Origin of the sequence: Actinophytocola xinjiangensis, assembly GCF_001921215.1 — a bacterium.
In the GTDB taxonomy this organism is placed as follows: domain Bacteria; phylum Actinomycetota; class Actinomycetes; order Mycobacteriales; family Pseudonocardiaceae; genus Actinophytocola; species Actinophytocola xinjiangensis.
The window spans coordinates 616,401-635,698 of record NZ_MSIF01000001.1 but is presented as its reverse complement, the minus strand read 5'-3'; the positions used below and the strand labels follow the sequence as shown (position 1 = coordinate 635,698).

The window sequence follows — 19,298 nt, the reverse complement described above, 5'->3', positions numbered from 1 at the left end:
GAAACAGTTTCGACACTGGCGGTAAGCGCCTGTCAGGTGCGAATATCGAGGACATGGCCGCCGTCGACGCGCAGCGCCGCCCCGCGATGCGGTGGGCGGTCGTCGCCGCGGTCGCGGTCCTGGCCGTCGTGCTCGCGGCCGGTGGCGCGCTGCTGGTGACCCGGGACGGGCTCGACGAGCAACTGGGCCGGCGGGTGGTCGCCGCCCTCGAACGCCCGGACGCCGACCTGAACGCCGGCGACGACCAGCACGCCGGGCACGACCCGGCGTCCGGCGCCACCCGCCGGGTCAGCCCCGACGGTCACGAACTGCGTTGCGCCACCGAGGTTTTCGGGCACGAGCCGGTCGACGCGACCTCGGTCGAGGAGGTCACCGTGGTGTACGCGCACCGGATGTGCGCGGCGGTGGGTCCCGGCCTGGTGTGGCCGGACTCGATCCGCGAGACCGGTCCGGTGGCGGTGCGCCTCGGGATCCCGGACACGCTCGTCCTGCCGGAGCGGTCCCTGCTCGACGACCCCGACGCGAACTACGTCGAACGTATCCGATCGGTTGTCCCCCAGCCGTTCCGCGACGCCGCCCTGGCTTTCCGCGACTACGTCGACCCGGACGTGGCGCAGGATCTCCAGGATCTCGTCGAGGACTGATCAAGGAATTTGGGAGCGGTCCCGAAACCGTCACGCACGGTTCCCAACTGAATATCCGACAGGTCGAACTGGGAGCGCTCCCACCGCTCTTTCAACGCTGAAGGAGGCATGGTGAGAAAACGGAAGTTCGCGCTGGCCGGCGTCGTCGCCTCGGTGGCCGGTCTGCTCCTGAGCCTGGTGAGCGCCGGGGTGTCCAGTGCGCACGGCGCCGCGCTGATGCCCGGGTCGCGCACCTACCTGTGCTACAAGGACGGCCGGGCGAGCACCGGCCAGATCATCCCGCAGAACGCCGCCTGCCAGGCCGCGTTCAACCAGAGCGGCGCGACGCCGTTCTACAACTGGTTCGCCGTGCTCCGCTCCGACGGCGCCGGACGGACCCAGGGCTTCATCCCCGACGGCAGGCTGTGCAGCGGGGCCGCGCAGATCTACAACTTCAACGGGTTCGACATCGCCCGCGCCGACTGGCCGGTGACCCACCTGACCTCCGGCGCCACCATCCAGGTGCGCTACAACAAGTGGGCCCACCACCCCGGCCGCTTCGACCTGTACATCACCAACAGTTCCTACAACCCCAGCCAGCCGCTGCGCTGGAGCAACCTGGTCTCGACACCGTTCAGCAGCGTGGTCAACCCGCCGCAGTCCGGCGCGACCGGCAGCGAGGAGGGCCACTACTACTGGAACGCCCAACTGCCCTCGGGCCTGTCCGGGCGGCACATCATCTACTCCGTGTGGACCCGTTCGGACAGCACCGAGACGTTCTACGGCTGCTCGGACGTCGTCTTCGACGGCGGCAACGGGCAGGTCACCTTCTAGCCGTCCCGGCCGTTCCCACCGTCCGACAGGAGATTGTCCGCCAAGAACGTTGCCGCACCCCGTTCCGCGACCTGTGATGCCCAACGGCCAAGGGCGTGGGACGGGGTGCGGCGCGTGGGCAGGTCACGCCCGGCGGGCTGGCGAACCCGGCGCCGTGGGCGGGCACGCGGGGAGCAGCGGAACTCCACCGTTTGCCCCAAAGAACACTCCGATCGTTGACAAGGCCGGCGAACCGGCGCCACTCTGGGAGCGCTCCCAGACGCCGTAGTCGACGAGGTGACCATGAAAAGATCGCACCGTGCCGCGTTGTTGGCCAGCGCCCTGGCCGCCGCCACCCTGGTCACCGGACCACCGGCCGCACTCGCCGAGGCGGACACCGTCGACGTCGAGGTCAACACCCGCGCCGGCCTGGAACACGTCAGCGACCTCGCCCTCGGCGTGAACCACGCCATCTGGGACGCCGAACTCGGCACCCCGGCCGTCGCCGACCTGATGCGCGACGCCGGGGTCCAGGCGATGCGCTACCCCGGCGGCTCCTACTCCGACATCTACCACTGGTACGACCACACCGCACCCGGCGGCTACGTCGCCCCCAACACGGACTTCGCCCACTTCATGGCCGGTGTACGACGGGCGGGCGCACGCCCGATCGTGACCGCCAACTACGGCACCGCCACCCCGCAGGAGGCCGCCGACTGGGTGCGCCACGCCAACATCGACAACGACTACGACGTCGAGTACTGGGAGATCGGCAACGAGCTGTACGGCAACGGCCACTACGGCTCCGAGTGGGAGGCCGACGACCACCCGGACAAGAGCCCGAACCAGTACGCCACCCTGGTCCGCGACTACGCGCGGGCGATGAAGGCCGTCGACCCGACCATCAAGATCGGCGCGGTGCTCACCACCCCCGGCGAGTGGCCCGACGGGATCACCGCCGAGGGTGACGCCGGCCCGTGGAACGAGGTCGTGCTCTCCGTCGCCGGACCGGAGATCGACTTCGGCATCGTGCACTGGTACCCCACCGGCGACTCCGGGGCCGAGGTGCTGCCCAAGACCGACCGGCTGGCCCCCGCGCTGCGGATGGTCCGCGAACAGGCTCGCCAGTACGCCGGCAAGGACATCGGCATCGCCATGACCGAGCTGAACACCACCTACGGACGCAACACCCAGCCCGGCGCGCTGTTCGCCGCCGACGCGTACGCCACGCTGATGGCGGGCGGGGTGTTCACCACCGACTGGTGGAACGTCCACAACGGACTCGGCCAGGTGCGCACGATCGCCGGCCAGACCGACTACGACGACTTCGGCCTGCTCTCCAGCGGCAACTGCACCGCCGACGGCACGACCTGCCAGCCGGCACTCAACACGCCGTTCGCGCCCTACCACGCACTGGCGATGCTCTCCCGCTTCGCCGGCCCCGGCGACCAGCTCGTCGGCGCGAGCGCGTCCGACCCGCTCGTGAAGGCGCACGCCTCCCGGCGCACCGACGGCGGCCTGTCGGTGCTGCTGGTCAACGAGGACCCCGACTCGGCCAAGGACGTCACGCTCGACTACGCCGGCTACACCCCCGCCGCCGGCGCCACCGTGCTGACCTACGGCAACGGCGACGACGCCATCACCACCACCACCGGCACCGCCGGCCAGGTCACCCTGGCGCCCTACTCACTGACCACGCTCGTACTGCGCCCCCGGTCGAGCACCACCCCGCCGGCCGCGCCCGCACGCCCGAGCGCCGGCACGATCACCGACGACGCCGTGACGTTGAGCTGGCCGGCCGGCCCGGCGGGCGTCAAGTACGAGATCCACCGCCAGTTCGGCACCACCAGCGAGCAGTGGGGCGAGACCACCGCCACCAGCTTCACCGTCACCAACCTGGACCCGGCCACCAGCTACACCGTCAACATCCTGGCCAGGGACGGCGCCGGGCGGGTGTCCTGGGCATCTCCCCCACTGAGCTTCCGCACGACCACCCCGGCGACGTCGTCCTGCGCGGTCCGGTTCGCCGAGACCACCAACTGGGGCAACGGTTACGTCGCCGACGTCACGGTCACCAACACCGGCACTGCGCCGATCGACACCTGGGCACTGAGCTTCACCTGGCCGACGTCGTGGCAGCGGGTGGACAGCGGCTGGAACGGGACGTGGACCCAGCAGGGCACGACCGTCCAGGTGGCCAGCGTCGAGGGCAACCACGTGCTGGCGCCCGGGGCGAGCACCACGGCCGGCTTCGTCGGGGCCTACCAGGGCCCGAACGTGCCGCCCGCGGCGTTCACCCTCAACGGGACGCTCTGTTCCTAGGCGCCGAACGCCTCGGCCATCCGCAGCCAGCGGGCCGCCTCGTCGTGGCGGCCCCTGCGCTGCAGGGTGCGGCCGAGCATCAGATGGGCGTAGTGCTCGACGGGATCGCGCTCGACGATCTCCCGCAGCTGCTCCTCGGCCCGACCGAGCTGCGCGGAGTGGTAGTAGGCGCGGGCCAGCAGCAGCCGGGGCCCGGTCTGGTCGGGGTACTCGGCGACGACCTCGGCCAGCGCCTTGGCCGCGGCGGTGTAGTCCCTGGCCTCGAACAGCAGCTCCGCGCGCTCCCAGCGCTCGGCGGCGGTCTCGGGGTGCGCCTGGTCGAACAGGTGCAGCGCGCTCGCCCAGCGATCCGCCGCGACCTGGCTGGGGTAGGTGTTGTCGGTCATCGTGGGCCTCCTCTCACGGCACCCCGTGCAACCGCCGGGAGGCCCGGATCATTCCGCCGACCCGCCTCGGACACACCTCGGGGCCGGCACGTCCGCGCCGGCCCCGAGGTGGTGTTCAGGTGCTAGCAGGCACCCAGGTCGAGCCAGGAGGTGGAGCTGCCGGGGGCCTCACCGATGGAGAACCAGTTGGCGAGCAGCCACGCGTGGCCGTTGTGGCCCACGGTGTCACCCAGCAGGTAGATGGCGGTGGCACTCCAGGCCTCGTAGCCCTCACAGGGCTCGGGGTCGGGGTCCTCGCCCGGGTCCTCCGGGTCGGGGTCCACGCCCTCGCCGTTGAAGAGCAGGTTGTTCGGCGAGCCGCTGCCCGGGCTGGAGACGTTGCCCTTGCTGGCGCCGTCCTTGAGCGCGGTCTGGACCGCCGCCGGGGTGGCCGACGGGTTGGCGCCCAGGTACAGCGCCGCGACACCCGCGACGTGCGGGGTCGCCATCGACGTGCCACTGATGGTGTTGGTGGCGGTGTCGTTGGTGTTCCAGGCCGAGGTGATGTCCCGGCCCGGGGCGAAGATGTCGGTGCACGTGCCGAAGTTCGAGAACGACGAACGGGCGTCGTTGCTGTCCACCGAGTTCACGGTGATCGCCTCCGGCGTGCGGGCCGGGGTGAAGTTGCACGCGTCCGCGCTCGAGTTGCCCGAGGCGATCGCGTAGACGACGCCGGAGCTGATCGAGTTGCGGACCGCGTTCTCCAGCGACGCGTTGGTGCCCGACGCGCCGAGGCTCATGTTGGCCACGGCCGGCTTGGCGGCGTTCGCGGTGACCCAGTCGATGCCCGCCGCGACACCGGCGAGGGTGCCCGAACCCTGGCAGTTGAGCACCTTCACCGCGACCAGCTTCGCCTCCTTGGCGACGCCGTGCGCGGTGCCCGCGACGGTCCCGGCGACGTGCGTGCCGTGGCCGTTGCAGTCGGTGTTGTTCGAGTCGACCGTGTTGGTGCCCCAGGAGGCCCGTCCACCGAAGTCGCTGTGCGTGGTGCGGATACCGGTGTCGATGATGTACGCGGTCACGCCCGGCGCGGTGTTCGGGTAGGTGTGGCTGTTGTCCAGCGGCAGGTCACGCTGGTCGATGCGGTCCAGCCCCCAGGACGGCGGGTTGGGCTGCGTGCCGACCGCGCTGATGACGCGGTTCTGCTCGACGTAGGCCACGGCCGGGTCGGCCGCGGTCTTCCTCGCCGCCGCCTCCGACATGGTCGCGGCGTAGCCGTTCAGGGCGGCGTCGTAGGTGTGTTGGACGTTCGCGCCGTACTTGGTGGCGGTCGCGGACGCCGACACGGCGACATCGTCCTTGAACACGACGATGTAGCTGTCGGCGATGACACCGGCGGCGTTGGTGCCCAGGATCTGGCCCTCGGCGGCCTGGGCCGGCGCGGCGATGCCGACGCTCACCGCGGCGGTGGCCACGGCGACGAATGCGGAGGCGGCGAATCTGCCGGCCGCACGAACTGATGAACTTCTCATGCCGAACAAAACTCCTCGTGTGCAGGGCACGAGCCCGGACGCTGCTCGTGGTCAAGGGCACTCGGCCGGCGACCGGTTGGTCACCAATTCTCAATCCAACGGAATAGCGCGGCGATGGGCAACGATCTGGGAAGGACAACGGCCGATCAGCCGTATGTACCGCCGCCACCCGTACCAGTCGCTTTCAGACGACCGGCAGGGTCGGCGGACAGGGCGGCGCGGAACGGTCCGGTCGGGGTGCCCGGCGCACGTGCCCGCTGGCCGGGGCAGTACGACATGGACAGGTGCGGACAGGTCGATCGGGCAGTCGTCCTGGAGCGTGAGGTTGCGGACGGTCGCGGCGGTGAGCAACGCCGAGCCGAGAGGCGGCGTCGCCGATCAGCGGGCCGGCGACACCGAGCGGCCCGAACCGGTCGGCGAGGGTGGCGATGCCCGACAGCGTCGTGCCGTGGCGGGTGGCGCCGAAAGTGACCACTGTGGACAGTCGGCGCATTCTTGTGTCTCCCGGACAGATTTCCCGCTGACCGTCCGATGCCAGGACGATGCCGGACGATCACGGAAAATCGACGAGGCCCTGACCGTTCCTGGTAATCCGGGAGACAAATCCGATCATGGGGACTGGCACGAGGTCCGGAAAAAGAGCTACGCGGGAACCACGCATGGGTTCGCACCTGGTCGATGGACGGGGTAAGCCATCAACCCACCTCCGAACCACCGGTCGGCACATCCTCAGCGCAGGGCAATCGTCAGCAGGACCACCGAGTCGGCCAGGGCGCGCAGGCCGTGGCGCTGCGGCGGGAGGTTGGCCAGACTGCCCTCGTCGAGCAGCCACTCCTCGTCGTGGGTGTGCAGGCGGACCTGGCCAACGAGAACGTGCAGGGTGCCGGCGGTCGGCGAGCCGTGTTCGGCCATCTCGGCGTCCTGGGCGAAGGCGATCAGGGTCGCGCGCTGCGCCACGCCGTTGATGATCGTCCTGGCCGCGCGGTGGGACTGGTTGTGGCGGGCCTCGTCCAGCAGTTCCGCGCCCAGGGTCTCGATCTGGGTCACGCGGGGGTGATCGGTCACGGCACTCGCTCCCCTCTCGGGCTCAGTGACCGATTCAATCACCGTTCGTAGGCACTCGCCCGCCGGCCCGGACGGTGACGCCGTGGCCGGCAAGGAACTCCAGCCACCGGTCGACGTCCTCGCCGGATTCGACGGCACGGTGCGGGCCGGGTGCGCTCCGGCCCTCGACGATGTCGAGCACTCCCCTGGCCAGCGGCAACGACACCGTCCTGGCCATCGCCGTCTCGGTCTCGTCGCCGACGAGGTCCAGGACGTACTCGCCCGTCCACGCCGTGTCGCCGGCCAGCACGTCCAGGCCGACGGCCAGGATGACGCGGTCCCGGTCGGCGGCGGTCATCGGGTGGTCGGCCGCCAGCCGGGCGGCCAGGGCGTCGACGGCCGCCGGGTCACCGGCGCGCAGGACCGGGAACACCTCGGCCCACGCGTCCAGCCAGCCCGCCAGCCGCACGGTGCCGCGCACGAACGTCGTCAGCCGCCACGCCGGCGGCATCCGGTACTGCTCGACGAACGGCACGCTGTCCCGGTTCGGGTACACCTCGAACCGCTCGTCGCCGACCAGCCGGCTGGTGGTGGCCGTCCACGGCTCGTCGACGACCCGCTCGTGGCCGTCCTCGACGTAGCGGGCCGGTGAGCGCAGCGCGGTCAGCACGCTGCGCGGCGCCCAGCTGAACCGGTAGCGGAACTCGTTGGGCACCGCAGGGATCCCGCCGCAGTACGAGGTGAACGACGCGGTGGCGGCGGTGTCGGCGCCCACGGCGGCCTCCGCCTCGGCGACCAGCCGGTGGGCCAGCAGGTGGTCGATCCCGGGGTCCAGGCCCGCTTCGGCGAGCACCACCAGGCCGCGCGCGGCCGCGTCCCCGGCCAGCGCGGCCAGTTCGTCGGACACGTAGCTCGAGCAGGCGAAGTGCGCGCCCCGGTCCAGGCAGCGGCGCAGCAGCCCCGCGTGCTCGCCGGCCGGCAGCATCGACACCACCACGTCCCCCGGCCGCAGCTGGTCGTCCAGGTCTTCGGTGTCCAGGCCGCGCACGGTCAGGCCACCGGTGAGGCCCAGGCGCTCGGCGCCCTGCTCGGCGCGGACCCGGGTGCGGCCCCACAGCGTCACCGGCGTCCGGTCGGCCAGCACCCGCAGGCCGCTGCCGGTGGACAGGCCGGCGCCAAGCCAGTGGACGCGGCCGGTCGGCGGGACGGGCTCAGCCATGCGTGGACTCCTCGTCGAGTGCGGCGGTGAACAGCCGGGCGCAGCGCCGCCACGGCCCACCGTCGAGATCCCGCAGGTGGGGAAGCAGGTCCTCGGCGAACGCGACGCTGGACTCCTCGGGCAGCAGCGAGGGTAGGTTGTCCACGGCGATCAGGTCCAGCGGCGGGTCGGTCCGCAGCCGGTCGGCCGGGTCCTCCCAGCTGGTCACCGCGTCGTAGATCGGCAGCAGGTTGCACGGCGACCCGACGTCACAGGTCACGTCACAGACCACGGCCAGCCGCCGGGGCCGGTCCAGGTCGGCCGGGGTGAGGAACGGGGTGCCCGGTTCGGTCGCCAGCACGGCGTTGAGCAGCAGCTCGTGGTCCAGCAGCGCCGCGCGGTCCAGGTCGCGGGTCTCGGCCAGGTCCCAGCGGGTCGGGGTCAGACCGGCGGCACGGAACCCGTCGGTCGCGCCGCGACCGCACCGGCCCAGCGCGCCGAGCACCAGCGCGCCCGTGCCGTCCGGTGTGGACGCCAGGCGGGCGTCCAACTCGGGCCGGGTGGTCGGGCGCAGCGGGACGTCGAGCTGGCCCCGGTGGAGCAGCACGGTGACCGCCGCGCCGACGTAGCCGGCCCAGTAGCCGAACGCCGCCAGCCGCCGGCCGCCCTCGTCGGTCAGGTACTCCAGGTCGAGCAGGGTGCCGCCGCCGGCGGCGAAGCGGCCCAGCAGCCGCGCCGCGTCCGGCTGGTGCTTGAAGGCGTGCCCGAAGAACACGTGCCGGTGGCGCAGTTCAGCCGGCTCGTCGGGCAGCTCCTTGAGGCCGACGATCACCGCGTCGGCCGGGGCGCCGACCCAGCTGCCGGCGTCGGCGATCGTGGCACCGGCCTCGGCGTAGGCGTCGGTCGGGAAGACCCGTCGCGGCGAGTCCTCCACGGTCACGGTGTGCCCGTCGGCGATCAGGGTGGCCACGCCGCCGGGGGTGATCGGCGCGCGGCGTTCGCTGGCGCGGGTCTCGGCCCGCAGCCACAGCTGGCGGCTCATGCCGGCGGCGGGGCGGTCGAACCGCGCGCGACCAGCATCGGCTCCGGGTCCCGGACCACGACGTGGCGCGGGTCGGCGCCGCCCAGGCGCTCCAGCAGCAGGGCCACCGCCGCCGCGCCCAACTCCCGCATCGGCATGGCCACCGCCGTCAGCGACGGCACCAGGTGGCCGGCGTAGGTCACGTCGTGGAAGGCGATCACCGACAGGTCCTCGGGGACCCGCAGGCCGGCCTCCCGGGCGGCGGTGAGCGCGCCGATCGCGGCCAGCACGTTGCCCACCACGACCCCGGTCGGCGCCGGGCGCACCGCGAGCAGTTCCCGCATCCCGGCCAGGCCGGAGTCCACGGTGTGCCCGCCGGCCACCAGCCAGCCCGGGTCGGCCGACAGGCCGGCCCTGGTCAGGGTCTCCCGCCAGCCCCGGACGCGCTGCCCTGACCGCTGGGTGCCGCCGACCTTCAGGTGCGCGACGCGGGTGTGGCCGAGGTCGACCAGGTGCTGGGTGGCCAGCCGGGTGCCGCCGGCGTCGTCGAGCGCGACACTGGCCAGCGACTCGGAGCGGTCGTTGAGCAGCACGGTCGGGATCCGGGTGCTCGCCGTGGTGATCACCTTGCGGTCCGAGGGCGTGCCGGCCCGCTGGAGCAGCAGGCCGTCGATGGCGCCGCCGTGCACCGCCCGGTGGAAGGTCTCGTCACCTCGGGCGAGGCCGTCGATGTCGGCCAGCAGCAGCACGTGCCCGGCCTCGGCGGCGGCCCGCTGCGCGCCGAGGATGATCTCGCCGTACAGCGGGTTCGCCACGTCGTGCACGGCCAAGCCCAGGGCGCCGGCCCGGTTGTGGCGCAACGCCCGTGCCGCGTGGCTGGGGGTGTAGTCCAGGTCGCGGGCGGCGGCCAGCACCCGGTCCCTGGTCTCGGCCCGGACCTGGAGCTTCGGGTCGCCGTTGAGCACCCGCGAGACGACGGCCGGGGTCACCCCGGCATGTCTCGCGACATCGGTGATGCTGACTCTCAACCGCCGCCTCCCTCCACGATGGGCGCTAGGTTACGGGGTCCCAGTCCTCGATGATCGTGAGATGCCACCGCCCGAGGTTGCTGGTGAACAACTCGGTCCCCCGGAACGCCAGGTTCGTCGGATGGCAGAGCAGGTGCGCGGTCGGGTCGGCCAGCACGGTGGTCACCGCGCCGGTGCCGAGATCGATCCGCAGTACCTGGCTCGGCTCGTAGCAGCCGACGTAGAGCCCGCCGTCCGGGCCGAAGGCGATGCCGTCGGGGACGGTGTCCGGCAGGGTCGCCACCACCGTCGCCGGACCGGCCGAGCCGTCGGCGCCGATCGGGATCCGGCTCACCCCAGGCCGGAACGACTCGACGACGTAGACCGACGAGCCGTCCGGGGCCAGCGCCAGGCCGTTGGCGAAGTTCAGCGGCTCGGTCGTCCACAGCCCGCCGGTGCCGTCGGGGGCGAAGCGGTACACCCCGCCGCCCGGCACGCCCTGCTCGTTGCTGTCCGACACGTAGACCGTGCCGTCGGCGGCCACCGCCGGGTAGTTCGGCGCGACGAAGGGCCGGTGACCGCCGTCGGTGAACCGCTCGATGGCGCCGGTCGCCGTGTCCACCACGAACACCGCGCGGTGCGCGAGGTCGCAGGCGTAGAGCCGACCGGCGGGCCCGAACCCCACCCCGAGGACGAACCCGCCGGTACTGGCCACCTCCGTCAGCGTGGTGCCGTCGGCGGAGACGCGGTAGATCTGTCCGCGCTCGCCGCCGCACCAGACGCTGCCGTCGGGGTGGATCGCGACGCCCTCGGGGTGGTCGAGGCGGGGGTCGCTCAGGGTGCCGTCGTGGAAGACCCGACCGCGCGCCATTCCCGATCCCCCTCCTCCGGTTCCTCGACCGCCGGTTCCTCCCGGAAGCGGCGGTTGCGGCGGCGCCGGCGGGCCTCGTCGATCGCCACCGCCAGGATGATCACGGCACCGCGCACGACGTCCTGCCAGAAGGTGTTGACGTCCAGCAGCACCAGGCCGTTGGCGAGCACGCCGAGGATCAGTACCCCGAGCACGGTGCCCGACACGGTTCCCTCACCGCCGTTCAGGCGGGTTCCGCCGAGGATCACCGCGGCGATCACGTTCAGCTCGAACCCGACACCGATGGTCGGCTGGAAGGAGTTCAGCCGCCCGGCGGTGATCAGACCGGCCAGCGCCGCCGCCACCCCGACCACGATGAACGCGATGATGTAGATCCGGGTCACCGGCAGGCCGGCCGAGCGGGCCGCCTCCGGGTTGCCGCCGGCGGCGTACAGGTACCGGCCGAACACCGTGCGGTTGAGCAGGAAGTAGGTCAGCACGACCACCGCGAGGGCGATCACCACGGGGATCGGTATCGGGCCGATGTAGCCGACGCCGATCTGGCGCAGCGTGTCGCCCTCGGTCTGCAGGGCACGCGCGTTGGTCGACAGATAACCGATTCCGCGCAGGATCGACATCATGCCCAGCGTGGTGATCAGCGCGTTGATGCCGAGCTTGGTGACCAGCAGGCCGTTGATGATGCCGACCACCGCACCGACGGCGAGCCCGGCGACGACGGTGATCGGGATACTGCCGGTGGCGTTGTAGATCGACACCGACGCGACACCGGTCACCGCGAGCACCGAGCCGACCGACAGGTCGACCTGGCCGGTGACCATCGCCACCGTCATCCCGAGCGCCGCGATCAGCTCGATCGACGACGCGCGCAGCATGTTGGTGATGTTGCCGGTGGTGAAGAACAGGCCGTTGGTGGCGATCGTGAGGATCACGCAGATGACTACGAGTGCCAGCAGCAACGGCACCTGTTCGTACCGCCCGATCGAGCGGGTCAGGGTGGAGATCCGGCCCTTCACTGCTTCCCCTTACCGATTGCAGCCGTCATGAGGTCCTCCTGGTTGGCGTCGGCGTGGTCGAACTCCTTGACCAGCCGGCCGTCGCGCATCACGTGGATCCGGTCGCACAGCGACAGCAGTTCCGGCATCTCCGAGGACATCACCAGCACCGCGACACCGCGCTCGGCGATGCCCGCGATCAGCTTGTAGATCTCGCTCTTGGAGTTGACGTCGATCCCGCGCGTCGGCTCGTCGAGGATCAGGACCTTGAGGTCCTCCTTGATCAGCCAGCGGGCGAGGGTCACCTTCTGCTGGTTGCCACCGGAGAGGGTGGCGACCTTCACCTCGGCCGAGTGCGCCTTGACCCGCAACCGCGCGATGGCGTCGCGGACCACGCCGCGTTCCTTGGACCGGTTCACCGTGCCGCCCCGGGACAGCCGGCGCAGCACCGCGAGGGTCATGTTGTCCCTGATGGTGGAGACCAGGACCAGGCCGTCGCTCTTGCGGTCCTCCGGCACGTAACCCATGCCGCGCTCGGCGGCGCGGGGGGAGGAACCGCGCGGGACGACCCGGCCGTCGAGCCGGATCTGTCCCGCCTTGGTCCGATCCAGACCGAACAGCGCCCTGGCCAGTTCCGTGCGCCCGGCGCCCATCAGGCCGGAGAAGCCGACGACCTCGCCGGCGTGCACGGAGAACGTCACGTCGTGGACCATGTCCGAGGTGAGGCCGGTGACCTCCAGCAGTGGCGTGTCGTTCGGGTCGAACGTGCGCGCCATCCTCGGGAACATCGCGTCCAGCTCGCGGCCGACCATCTGGGTCACCAGCTCGTCGGCGGTGATCTCGGTGGTCGGTGTCTCGGCGACCTTGCGGCCGTCGCGCAGCACGGTGATCCGGTCGGAGAGCCGGAAGAGCTCCTCCAGCTTGTGGGAGACGTAGACGATGCCCACGCCCTGTTCGGTGAGCCGGTCGACGAGGTCGAACAGCGTCTCGATCTCGGCGTAGCTCAGTGCCGAGGTCGGTTCGTCCATGGCGATCACCTTGGCGTCGGTCGACAACGCCTTGGCGATCTCCACGAGCTGACGTTGGGCGACGCTGAGGAAACCGAGCCGGGTACCGGGGTCGACCGTGAGGCCGACGCGTTCCAGCAGGCGACGTGCCTCCCGGTGCAGCGTGCCACGGTCCACGGTGCCGAGCGGGGAGGCGGGCAGCCGGCCGAAGAACACGTTCTCCGCCACCGACAGGCTCTCCACCTGGCTCAGCTCCTGGAACACGACGCTCACTCCAGCGGCGTGCGCGTCCTTCGGGCTGCCGAAGGTCATCGGCTTCCCGTCGACGAGGTACTCGCCCTCGTCGGGGACCTGCACGCCGGCCATGACCTTGATCAGGGTGGACTTCCCGGCGCCGTTCTCACCGAGCAGCGCGTGCACCTCGCCCGGCCGCACGTCGAAGTCCACCCCGTCAAGGGCGAGCACTCCGGGGTATCGTTTGCCGATCCCCCGCAGCTGGAGCACCGGCTCGGCTCCTCCGGTCACTTCTCGTTCTCCAGCAGGGCCGCGACCGCGTCGTAGTTGATCTTCCAGTTCTTGCCGTCCTGGGTGTAGTACTCGGAGAGGTTCTCCGGAGTCAGCACCGTGGCCGGGGTGACCGTCCGCTCGTCGACGCTCTTGCCGTCCTTGACCGCCTTGGCCTGCTCGACCATCGCGCGGCCGACGTACTCGGGGAACATGCCCATGCCGGCCTTGTACGGGCCACCGGAGGTGAGCGCGGTCTTGCCGGCCTGACCCTCCACACCGAACCCGAGGGTGGTCAGCTTCGTGATGTCCAGCCCGGCCTCCTCGTAGGCCTGGGTGCCGCCGAGCGCGGAGTCGTCGTTGATGCCGAAGATCATGTTGATGTCCGGGTTCGCGGTGATCGCGTCCGCGGACACCTTGAGCGCCTGGTCCTTCAGACCGCCGCCGTTGACCTCCTGGACGATCTCGAAGTCCGCGCCGCTGGCGGCCAGGCCCTCCTTGAAGCCGGCCGTGCGGTCCCGGGTGTCCACCTGGGTCGGCAGCCCGACGATGAGCACCTTCGCCTTGGTCTTCAAGGTGTTGGTGATGTAGTCACCGGCCCACTGGCCGAGTTGCTTGGCCGCTTCCAGGTTCTCGATGCCGACGGCGGTCTCCGCGCCGGGGACCGTGTTGGACTCGGTCACCACCGGGACGTTGTTCTCGGCCGCCTGGCTCATCACGCTGGACAGGCCTTCCGGGTCGACCGGCGACATCATCAGGACGTCCACGCCCTGGGTGAGCATGTTCTCGGCCTGCGTGATCTGCTTCGACAGATCCACGTTGGCGTCCGCCCAGTCGAAGTCGTAGCCCTCGTCCTTGGCCGCGTCCTCCGCGCCCTGGATGACGTTCTGGTACCACTCGTGGGAGCCGAAGTTCACCACGTAGCCGAGCTTCAGCGCCCCGGAGTCGTCGCCGGGGGTGGAGCACCCCACCGCCACGAGGGCCATCGCCAACGCGGCCGGCAGCAATCTGGTCATTCTCATGTGGACCTCCTCGTCCGTCCGCCCGCGGTTATTAAAACGGTTTACCTACATCCTGGCAATAAACGCGCGGTAGTCAACCTGTCGCGCCGCCGGGGCGGGCAAGCCCGGATGCGGCGTCTTCCGGATCGGCCCACGACTGGTTCGGCACCATGGCGAACCAGTCCGGACGGCCGGGGTCACGGTCATAGGGGTAGTCGCCGAGCCGTTGGTACAGCTCGGCATACCTGGCGAGCTTGTCACGGTCGAGGCTGACACCCAGCCCAGGACCGTCCGGCACGGCGATCCGGCCGTCCCGGTACGACAGCTTGCCGCCGACGATCACGTCGTCGACCAGGTGGTGGTAGTGCGCGTCGGCGGCCAACGTGAGGTTGGGCACCACCGCACCCAGGTGCAGCATCGTGGCGAGCTGGATGCCCAGCTCGCCCGAGGAGTGCACGGCCACCCCGATCTGGAAGGTCTCGCACACCCCCGCCGCCTTCACGCAGGCGCGGATCCCGCCCCAGAACGTGGTGTCCAGCAGCACGACGTCCACCGCGGGATCCCGCACGTTGGTCGCCAGCTGTTCGAAGTTCACCACGATCGTGTTGGTGGCCAAGGGAATGCGCACCGCGTCGCGCACCTGGCGCATCCCGTTGAGTCCCCACGTCGGGTCCTCGAGGTAGTCGTTGTCCAGGTCCTCGATGGCACGGCCGAAACGGATGGCCTCCTCCATCGGCAACGCGGCGTTGGGGTCGTAGCGGAAGGTGTCCCCGGGCAGGGCCTTGGCCAGCTCCCGGTAGGCACGCAGCTCGTGGTCCGGCGGGAACACCCCGCCCTTGAGCTTGTGGCTGCGGAAACCGTGCTCCCGCTTGAGCTCCAGCGCGTGCTCGACGAGCTGGTCGACCGTGCGGACCTCGCCCCGGCCGGTCCCGGCGTCCGGGTAGCGGAAGAACAGGTAGCTGGCGAACTCCACCTCGTCGCGGACCTTGCCGCCCAACAGCGTGTGCACCGGACAGCCCAGCGCCTTGCCGGCGATGTCCAGGCAGGCGAACTCGACGGCCGCGAGCAGCTGGGTGCGGTTGTTGTACAGCGAGGAGGTCGGGTTGGCGAGCTTGAACCGCAACTCCTCGACGCGGAACGGGTCGTGCCCGACGAGGTAGGGCTTGAGGGCGGCGAACGCGGCCTGCGCGCTCTGGCCCCCGCCACCCATCTCGCCGATGCCGACGATCCCCTCGTCGGTCTCGACCTCGACGATGGTGCGGACGAACCGGCCCCAGTGCGCGCCGTTGGCGTGCCGCAGCGGCGCCTCCAGCGGCATGGCGACGGTGGTGGCCCTCAGGTCGACGATCTTCATGCGGTACTCCCCCTCACTCCGGCAGTGCCACGGGCAGGGTGGACAGCAGGCCGCCGTCCACCCGGTACTCGGCACCGGTGACGAAGGAGGCGCGGTCGGAGGCGAGGAAGGCCACCACCTCGGCGACCTCCTCGGGCCGCGCGGCCCGGCCGAGCGGATGGCTCGCCCCCCACTCGCGGACCAGGTCGTCGGGGTCGCGGTCGCCGGCGAAGCGGTCGGCGGCCCAGCGCAGCATCGGGGTGTCGACCGAGCCGGGGCACACGACGTTGGCCCGGATGCCCTCTGCGGCATGGTCGACGGCGATCGCCCTGGTCAGCGCGACGATCCCACCCTTGGACGTGGCGTAGGCGGCGACCCCGGTCTGGGTGGCGAAGGCCTGGACCGAGGCGATGGTCACGATGGACCCGCCGCCGCGCGCCCGCAGTTGGGGCACGGCGTGGTGGCAGGTGAGGTAGACACCCTTGAGGTTGACGTCGATGACCTCGTCCCACAGCCGTTCGCCGGTCTCCTCGACGGTGCCGTACCGCTGGATGCCGGCCGAGCAGACCACCGTGTCCAGCGGTCCGACCCCGGCGACGAGGTCGCGCACCTGGTCGTGGTCGCGCACGTCGGCGACCACCCCGGTGACGTCGTGCCCCGCTCCCCGCAGTTCGTCGGCGACAGCCGCGACCTGCTCGGGATCGTGCCCACAGAACGTCACCGAGGCACCCGATGAGGCGAACCGCTCCACGGCGGCGCGCCCCACCCCCGAACTACCCCCGGTGACCAGTACGACCTTGTCCACGAACTCTCGCTCCACACTTCAACACTAGTATACTAGTGCCTCACCATCAACCGACCTGTTCCGTCACCGTCCGAAGCGGACCACCTCGCGTGTGCCCGGCCGGACCGGCACCGTCCGCTCCCGCCCGTCGTCCAGGCGACGCAGCACGACGACCGCGACCCGCCGGCCCTCGTTGGTCAGCTCGACGCTCTCCCGGCCGGCCACCGTCGCGGTCAACCGCACCGGCCCACCGCCCCGCGTCGACAGCTCGAACACCGCCGGCAGCACCGCCGACGACGCCGCGTCCAGTCCGATGCGGACGGTGTGGTCGGCGGCGATCGCCTGGGTACCGGGAAAAAGCCGCCGGCCCGGAACACGGACGGCGGCCGTCACCGCGGCGCCGGTCAGGTTGAACACCGCCAGGTGGTCGTCGGCCAGCGCCGCCGCGACGCCCGGTACGTCGGCCGACGGCGCGGGCGCGCCGGCCAGCTCCCGGGTCCTGGCCGCGCGCTGGGCCGGGTAACCCGCCACGACCACCGGGGCCGGCGCACCGGCCGACAGGGTCACCGACGTGCCGGTCACCCGGATCGGGTTCTCGCCACCGCGCACCACGAACCCCGCCCGGTCCTCCACGTTCACCCAGCCGCCGGCGAAGGTGTGCGCCGACGGGACGCTCACCGCGTCCCGCCAGGTCACCCCGTCGGAGGACACCTGAACGCGGTACTCGGCCCCGAAGGCCGGGTCCCAGCTCAGCAGCGCCCGGTCCAGCTCGTGCTCCGCGCCGAGGTCGACCGCCAGCCAGCTGTCCGGGCGGGGACGCTGCGCCCGGGCCACCGCCCAGCGCGTCGCCGGGTCGCCGTCGGTCGCCAGCTCCGGCGGGAACGCCGGGTCGAACGAGGACGCCGTGGTCGGCCGACCCCGCGCCAGGTCGGTGTCCGAGCCGGGCCCGAACACCTCGAAGCGCCACAGCGAGTACCCGTACTGGCTGCCCGACCGCCCGCCCAGCATGCGGACGTACCGCCCGGTCACCGGCCCGGGGAAGGCCACCTCGTCCACGCCGCCGTCGCCGCCGTCGGCCCGCAGGGTCACCGCGCCGCCCTCACCGTGGAAGACGCGGTCGCCGTCCAGACCGGGGACGCCCGGCATGTCCAGCGAGTGCAGCCGCAGCGCGCCCTCCTCGGCCGCCAGACCGGTGGTCGCGTACACCACGGCCCCGGTGGGCAGCGTCGCGAACCCGGCGAAGCCACCCGCGAACCGCAGGGTGGTGGCCGAGGCGGCGAAGCCGTCGGTGTCCTGGTCGTAGGTGGTGACCGTGCGGCCGGTGACGGCCAGGGTCGTCGACGGCAGGAACGCCGGGGCGCGGCCGGTCACGTCGAACAGCCAGTCGTCGTGCTCGGGCACGAACGCGAACTTCACGTAGTTGGCCTTGGTCACCGCGATCGCCAGCGCCGCCGCCGACTGGTGGCCCACCATGCCCAGGTCCGCGCCGTAGTCGGTCACGCCAGCGACCTCGGCCCAGTACCGCGCCTCACTGACCGGGTGGACGTCGCCGTGCAGGCGGTCGCGCCACAGGTGCAGCAGGTAGGCCATCGCCACCTCGGCGCGGGCCTCCGGCTCGTACTTGGGCTCCCCGCTGAATTTCGTCAGCCGGTTCTCCGGCGGGTGGGCCAGATAGGGCTCCAGGTGCTCGATCAGCATCCGCTCGGAGCGGGCGACCACCGGGTCGGCCTGCCCCATCCGCCGCCAGGTCAACGGCAGCACGTCCCGGCCGTAGAGGTGGTAGCGGTCGTTGACCATGGGGTGGGAGGACAGGCCGGCGCGGTTGCCCAGGGCCGTCAACGTGCGCCACAGGCCCTCGGCGTTGGGCTGGTGGGTGAACACGTCCGGCAGCGGCTGGCCGGCGATCAGGAAGTGGACCGCGTTGCGACCGGGGTAGGCGCCGGTCGACTGCTGGTACATCGGCGCGTAGCTCTCGTGGTTCTCCACCACGTGGCCCTCGTACAGGTTCTGCGCGGTGTTCCACTCCGACACCGGCCGGCCCTCGAGCAGGGTGTGGTTGTTCCGGTCGGCCGAGGGCAGGCCGGTCATGTTGGACAGCCACCGGGTCAGCCACTCCCGCCACGCGCCGGCGTTGGGGTGGTCGCCGTGGTGGGCCAGGCCCGTGGCGATGGGCATCGACTTCGCGCCCATCTCCTCGATCTTGGAGTCGCCCCGGTAGCCGCCGGCCAGGCCGTTGGACGACCAGCCGCCGCTGCGCGGGTCCTCGGCGGTCCCCAGACCCACGACGTACTCCGCGCCGCCGATCGCGATCGCGTCCACGTTGTCCCGTGTGGACTGGTCGAGCCGGTCCCACAGCAGCCGGGCGGCGGCGACGAAGTAGGACTCGAAGGTGCCGTCCCAGAAGATCCGCCCGCCCCACTCGTAGCCGCCATCGCCCCAGGTCGAGCCGGTGGCCCAGAAGTTGGTGGCGGCGAAGTGGCGGATGGTGCGGATCGTGTGGTCGGCCAGCACGTCCCGCTCGACCCCGGCCAGGTCCGCGTCGTAGTCGCCCTGGCTGACCAGCACGGCGTTGCCCAGGACGTTGAGGAAGTAGAAGTCCTGCGACGGGTAGTGCCCGGTGGCCTCGTCCCAGAGGGTCTCCGCCCAGCGGGTGTGCAGCAGCAGCAACCGGTAGTAGAGCGCGGCCTCGACGTTCTCACCGGCGTTCTCGTCGCGGCCTGGGTCGGTGTCCGGATCAGCGGCGGCGAGGCCGGGCAGGCCGATCGCCAGCCCGGCCGCGACGCCGCCGCCCGCGAGCAGGAAACTGCGGCGGCGTAACGGATTCGTGTGTGTCATGGTCTCCCTCGCTTCGTTGCGCACAGAGTTGACAGCAGGAAAGAAC

16 protein-coding genes are annotated in these 19,298 nt (G+C 71.4%); 3 read left to right on the top strand and 13 right to left on the bottom strand.

Features of this window, described 5'->3' with window-relative positions; genetic code table 11:
* The first annotated feature begins 53 nt into the window (after positions 1–53).
* The 3 genes from BLA60_RS02960 to BLA60_RS02950 all read left to right on the top strand — a co-directional run bounded on the left by BLA60_RS02960 (position 54) and on the right by BLA60_RS02950 (position 3,758).
* Positions 54–644, top strand: coding sequence for a hypothetical protein (locus BLA60_RS02960; RefSeq protein WP_075131083.1), 591 nt, complete (start codon positions 54–56; stop codon positions 642–644).
* A 111-nt stretch (positions 645–755) separates the two neighbouring features.
* Positions 756–1,457 carry a lytic polysaccharide monooxygenase auxiliary activity family 9 protein gene (locus tag BLA60_RS02955; RefSeq protein ID WP_245811793.1) on the top strand — a complete coding sequence of 234 codons (702 nt, stop codon included), beginning with the start codon at positions 756–758 and terminating at the stop codon, positions 1,455–1,457.
* A gap of 282 nt (positions 1,458–1,739) precedes the next feature.
* Positions 1,740–3,758 (top strand): cellulose binding domain-containing protein, encoded by a 2,019-nt coding sequence (locus BLA60_RS02950; protein ID WP_075131081.1) that lies wholly within the window; start codon positions 1,740–1,742, stop codon positions 3,756–3,758.
* On the opposite strand, the gene BLA60_RS02945 is transcribed toward BLA60_RS02950, so the two are convergent.
* From BLA60_RS02945 to BLA60_RS02885, 13 genes are all read right to left on the bottom strand, one after another.
* Positions 3,755–4,144, bottom strand: a complete 390-nt coding sequence (locus BLA60_RS02945) for a tetratricopeptide repeat protein (protein WP_075131080.1) — start codon at positions 4,142–4,144, stop codon at positions 3,755–3,757. The two genes, BLA60_RS02950 and BLA60_RS02945, sit on opposite strands and share 4 nt — an antisense overlap.
* Positions 4,145–4,266: 122 nt before the next feature.
* Positions 4,267–5,655 (bottom strand): S8 family serine peptidase, encoded by a 1,389-nt coding sequence (locus BLA60_RS02940; protein ID WP_084734572.1) that lies wholly within the window; start codon positions 5,653–5,655, stop codon positions 4,267–4,269.
* A 729-nt stretch (positions 5,656–6,384) separates the two neighbouring features.
* Positions 6,385–6,720, bottom strand: coding sequence for a cupin domain-containing protein (locus BLA60_RS02935; RefSeq protein ID WP_075131078.1), 336 nt, complete (start codon positions 6,718–6,720; stop codon positions 6,385–6,387).
* A gap of 34 nt (positions 6,721–6,754) precedes the next feature.
* Positions 6,755–7,918: a saccharopine dehydrogenase C-terminal domain-containing protein gene (locus BLA60_RS02930; RefSeq protein WP_075131077.1), complete on the bottom strand. Its 1,164-nt coding sequence runs from the start codon at positions 7,916–7,918 to the stop codon at positions 6,755–6,757.
* The gene (locus BLA60_RS02925) at positions 7,911–8,939 is read right to left on the bottom strand and encodes a saccharopine dehydrogenase (protein ID WP_075131076.1); all 1,029 of its coding nucleotides are present in this window, start codon (positions 8,937–8,939) and stop codon (positions 7,911–7,913) included. Before BLA60_RS02925 ends, BLA60_RS02930 begins: the two co-directional genes overlap by 8 nt.
* Positions 8,936–9,946: a LacI family DNA-binding transcriptional regulator gene (locus BLA60_RS02920; RefSeq protein WP_075131075.1), complete on the bottom strand. Its 1,011-nt coding sequence runs from the start codon at positions 9,944–9,946 to the stop codon at positions 8,936–8,938. The genes BLA60_RS02925 and BLA60_RS02920 overlap by 4 nt, the downstream gene beginning before the upstream one ends.
* 25 nt (positions 9,947–9,971) lie before the next feature.
* Positions 9,972–10,796: an SMP-30/gluconolactonase/LRE family protein gene (locus tag BLA60_RS02915; protein WP_075131074.1), complete on the bottom strand. Its 825-nt coding sequence runs from the start codon at positions 10,794–10,796 to the stop codon at positions 9,972–9,974.
* The gene (locus BLA60_RS02910) at positions 10,760–11,809 is read right to left on the bottom strand and encodes an ABC transporter permease (RefSeq protein ID WP_075131073.1); all 1,050 of its coding nucleotides are present in this window, start codon (positions 11,807–11,809) and stop codon (positions 10,760–10,762) included. Before BLA60_RS02910 ends, BLA60_RS02915 begins: the two co-directional genes overlap by 37 nt.
* Complete coding sequence (locus BLA60_RS02905) at positions 11,806–13,299, bottom strand: sugar ABC transporter ATP-binding protein (protein ID WP_075131481.1); 1,494 nt, start codon at positions 13,297–13,299, stop codon at positions 11,806–11,808. The genes BLA60_RS02910 and BLA60_RS02905 overlap by 4 nt, the downstream gene beginning before the upstream one ends.
* A 17-nt stretch (positions 13,300–13,316) precedes the next feature.
* Positions 13,317–14,321, bottom strand: coding sequence for a sugar ABC transporter substrate-binding protein (locus tag BLA60_RS02900; RefSeq protein WP_084734571.1), 1,005 nt, complete (start codon positions 14,319–14,321; stop codon positions 13,317–13,319).
* Between the two features lie 73 nt (positions 14,322–14,394).
* The gene (locus tag BLA60_RS02895) at positions 14,395–15,654 is read right to left on the bottom strand and encodes an enolase C-terminal domain-like protein (RefSeq protein ID WP_075131071.1); all 1,260 of its coding nucleotides are present in this window, start codon (positions 15,652–15,654) and stop codon (positions 14,395–14,397) included.
* A gap of 13 nt (positions 15,655–15,667) precedes the next feature.
* Positions 15,668–16,453, bottom strand: a complete 786-nt coding sequence (locus tag BLA60_RS02890) for an SDR family NAD(P)-dependent oxidoreductase (RefSeq protein WP_075131070.1) — start codon at positions 16,451–16,453, stop codon at positions 15,668–15,670.
* 48 nt (positions 16,454–16,501) lie between these two features.
* The gene (locus BLA60_RS02885) at positions 16,502–19,252 is read right to left on the bottom strand and encodes a discoidin domain-containing protein (protein ID WP_084734570.1); all 2,751 of its coding nucleotides are present in this window, start codon (positions 19,250–19,252) and stop codon (positions 16,502–16,504) included.
* Positions 19,253–19,298 lie beyond the last annotated feature (46 nt).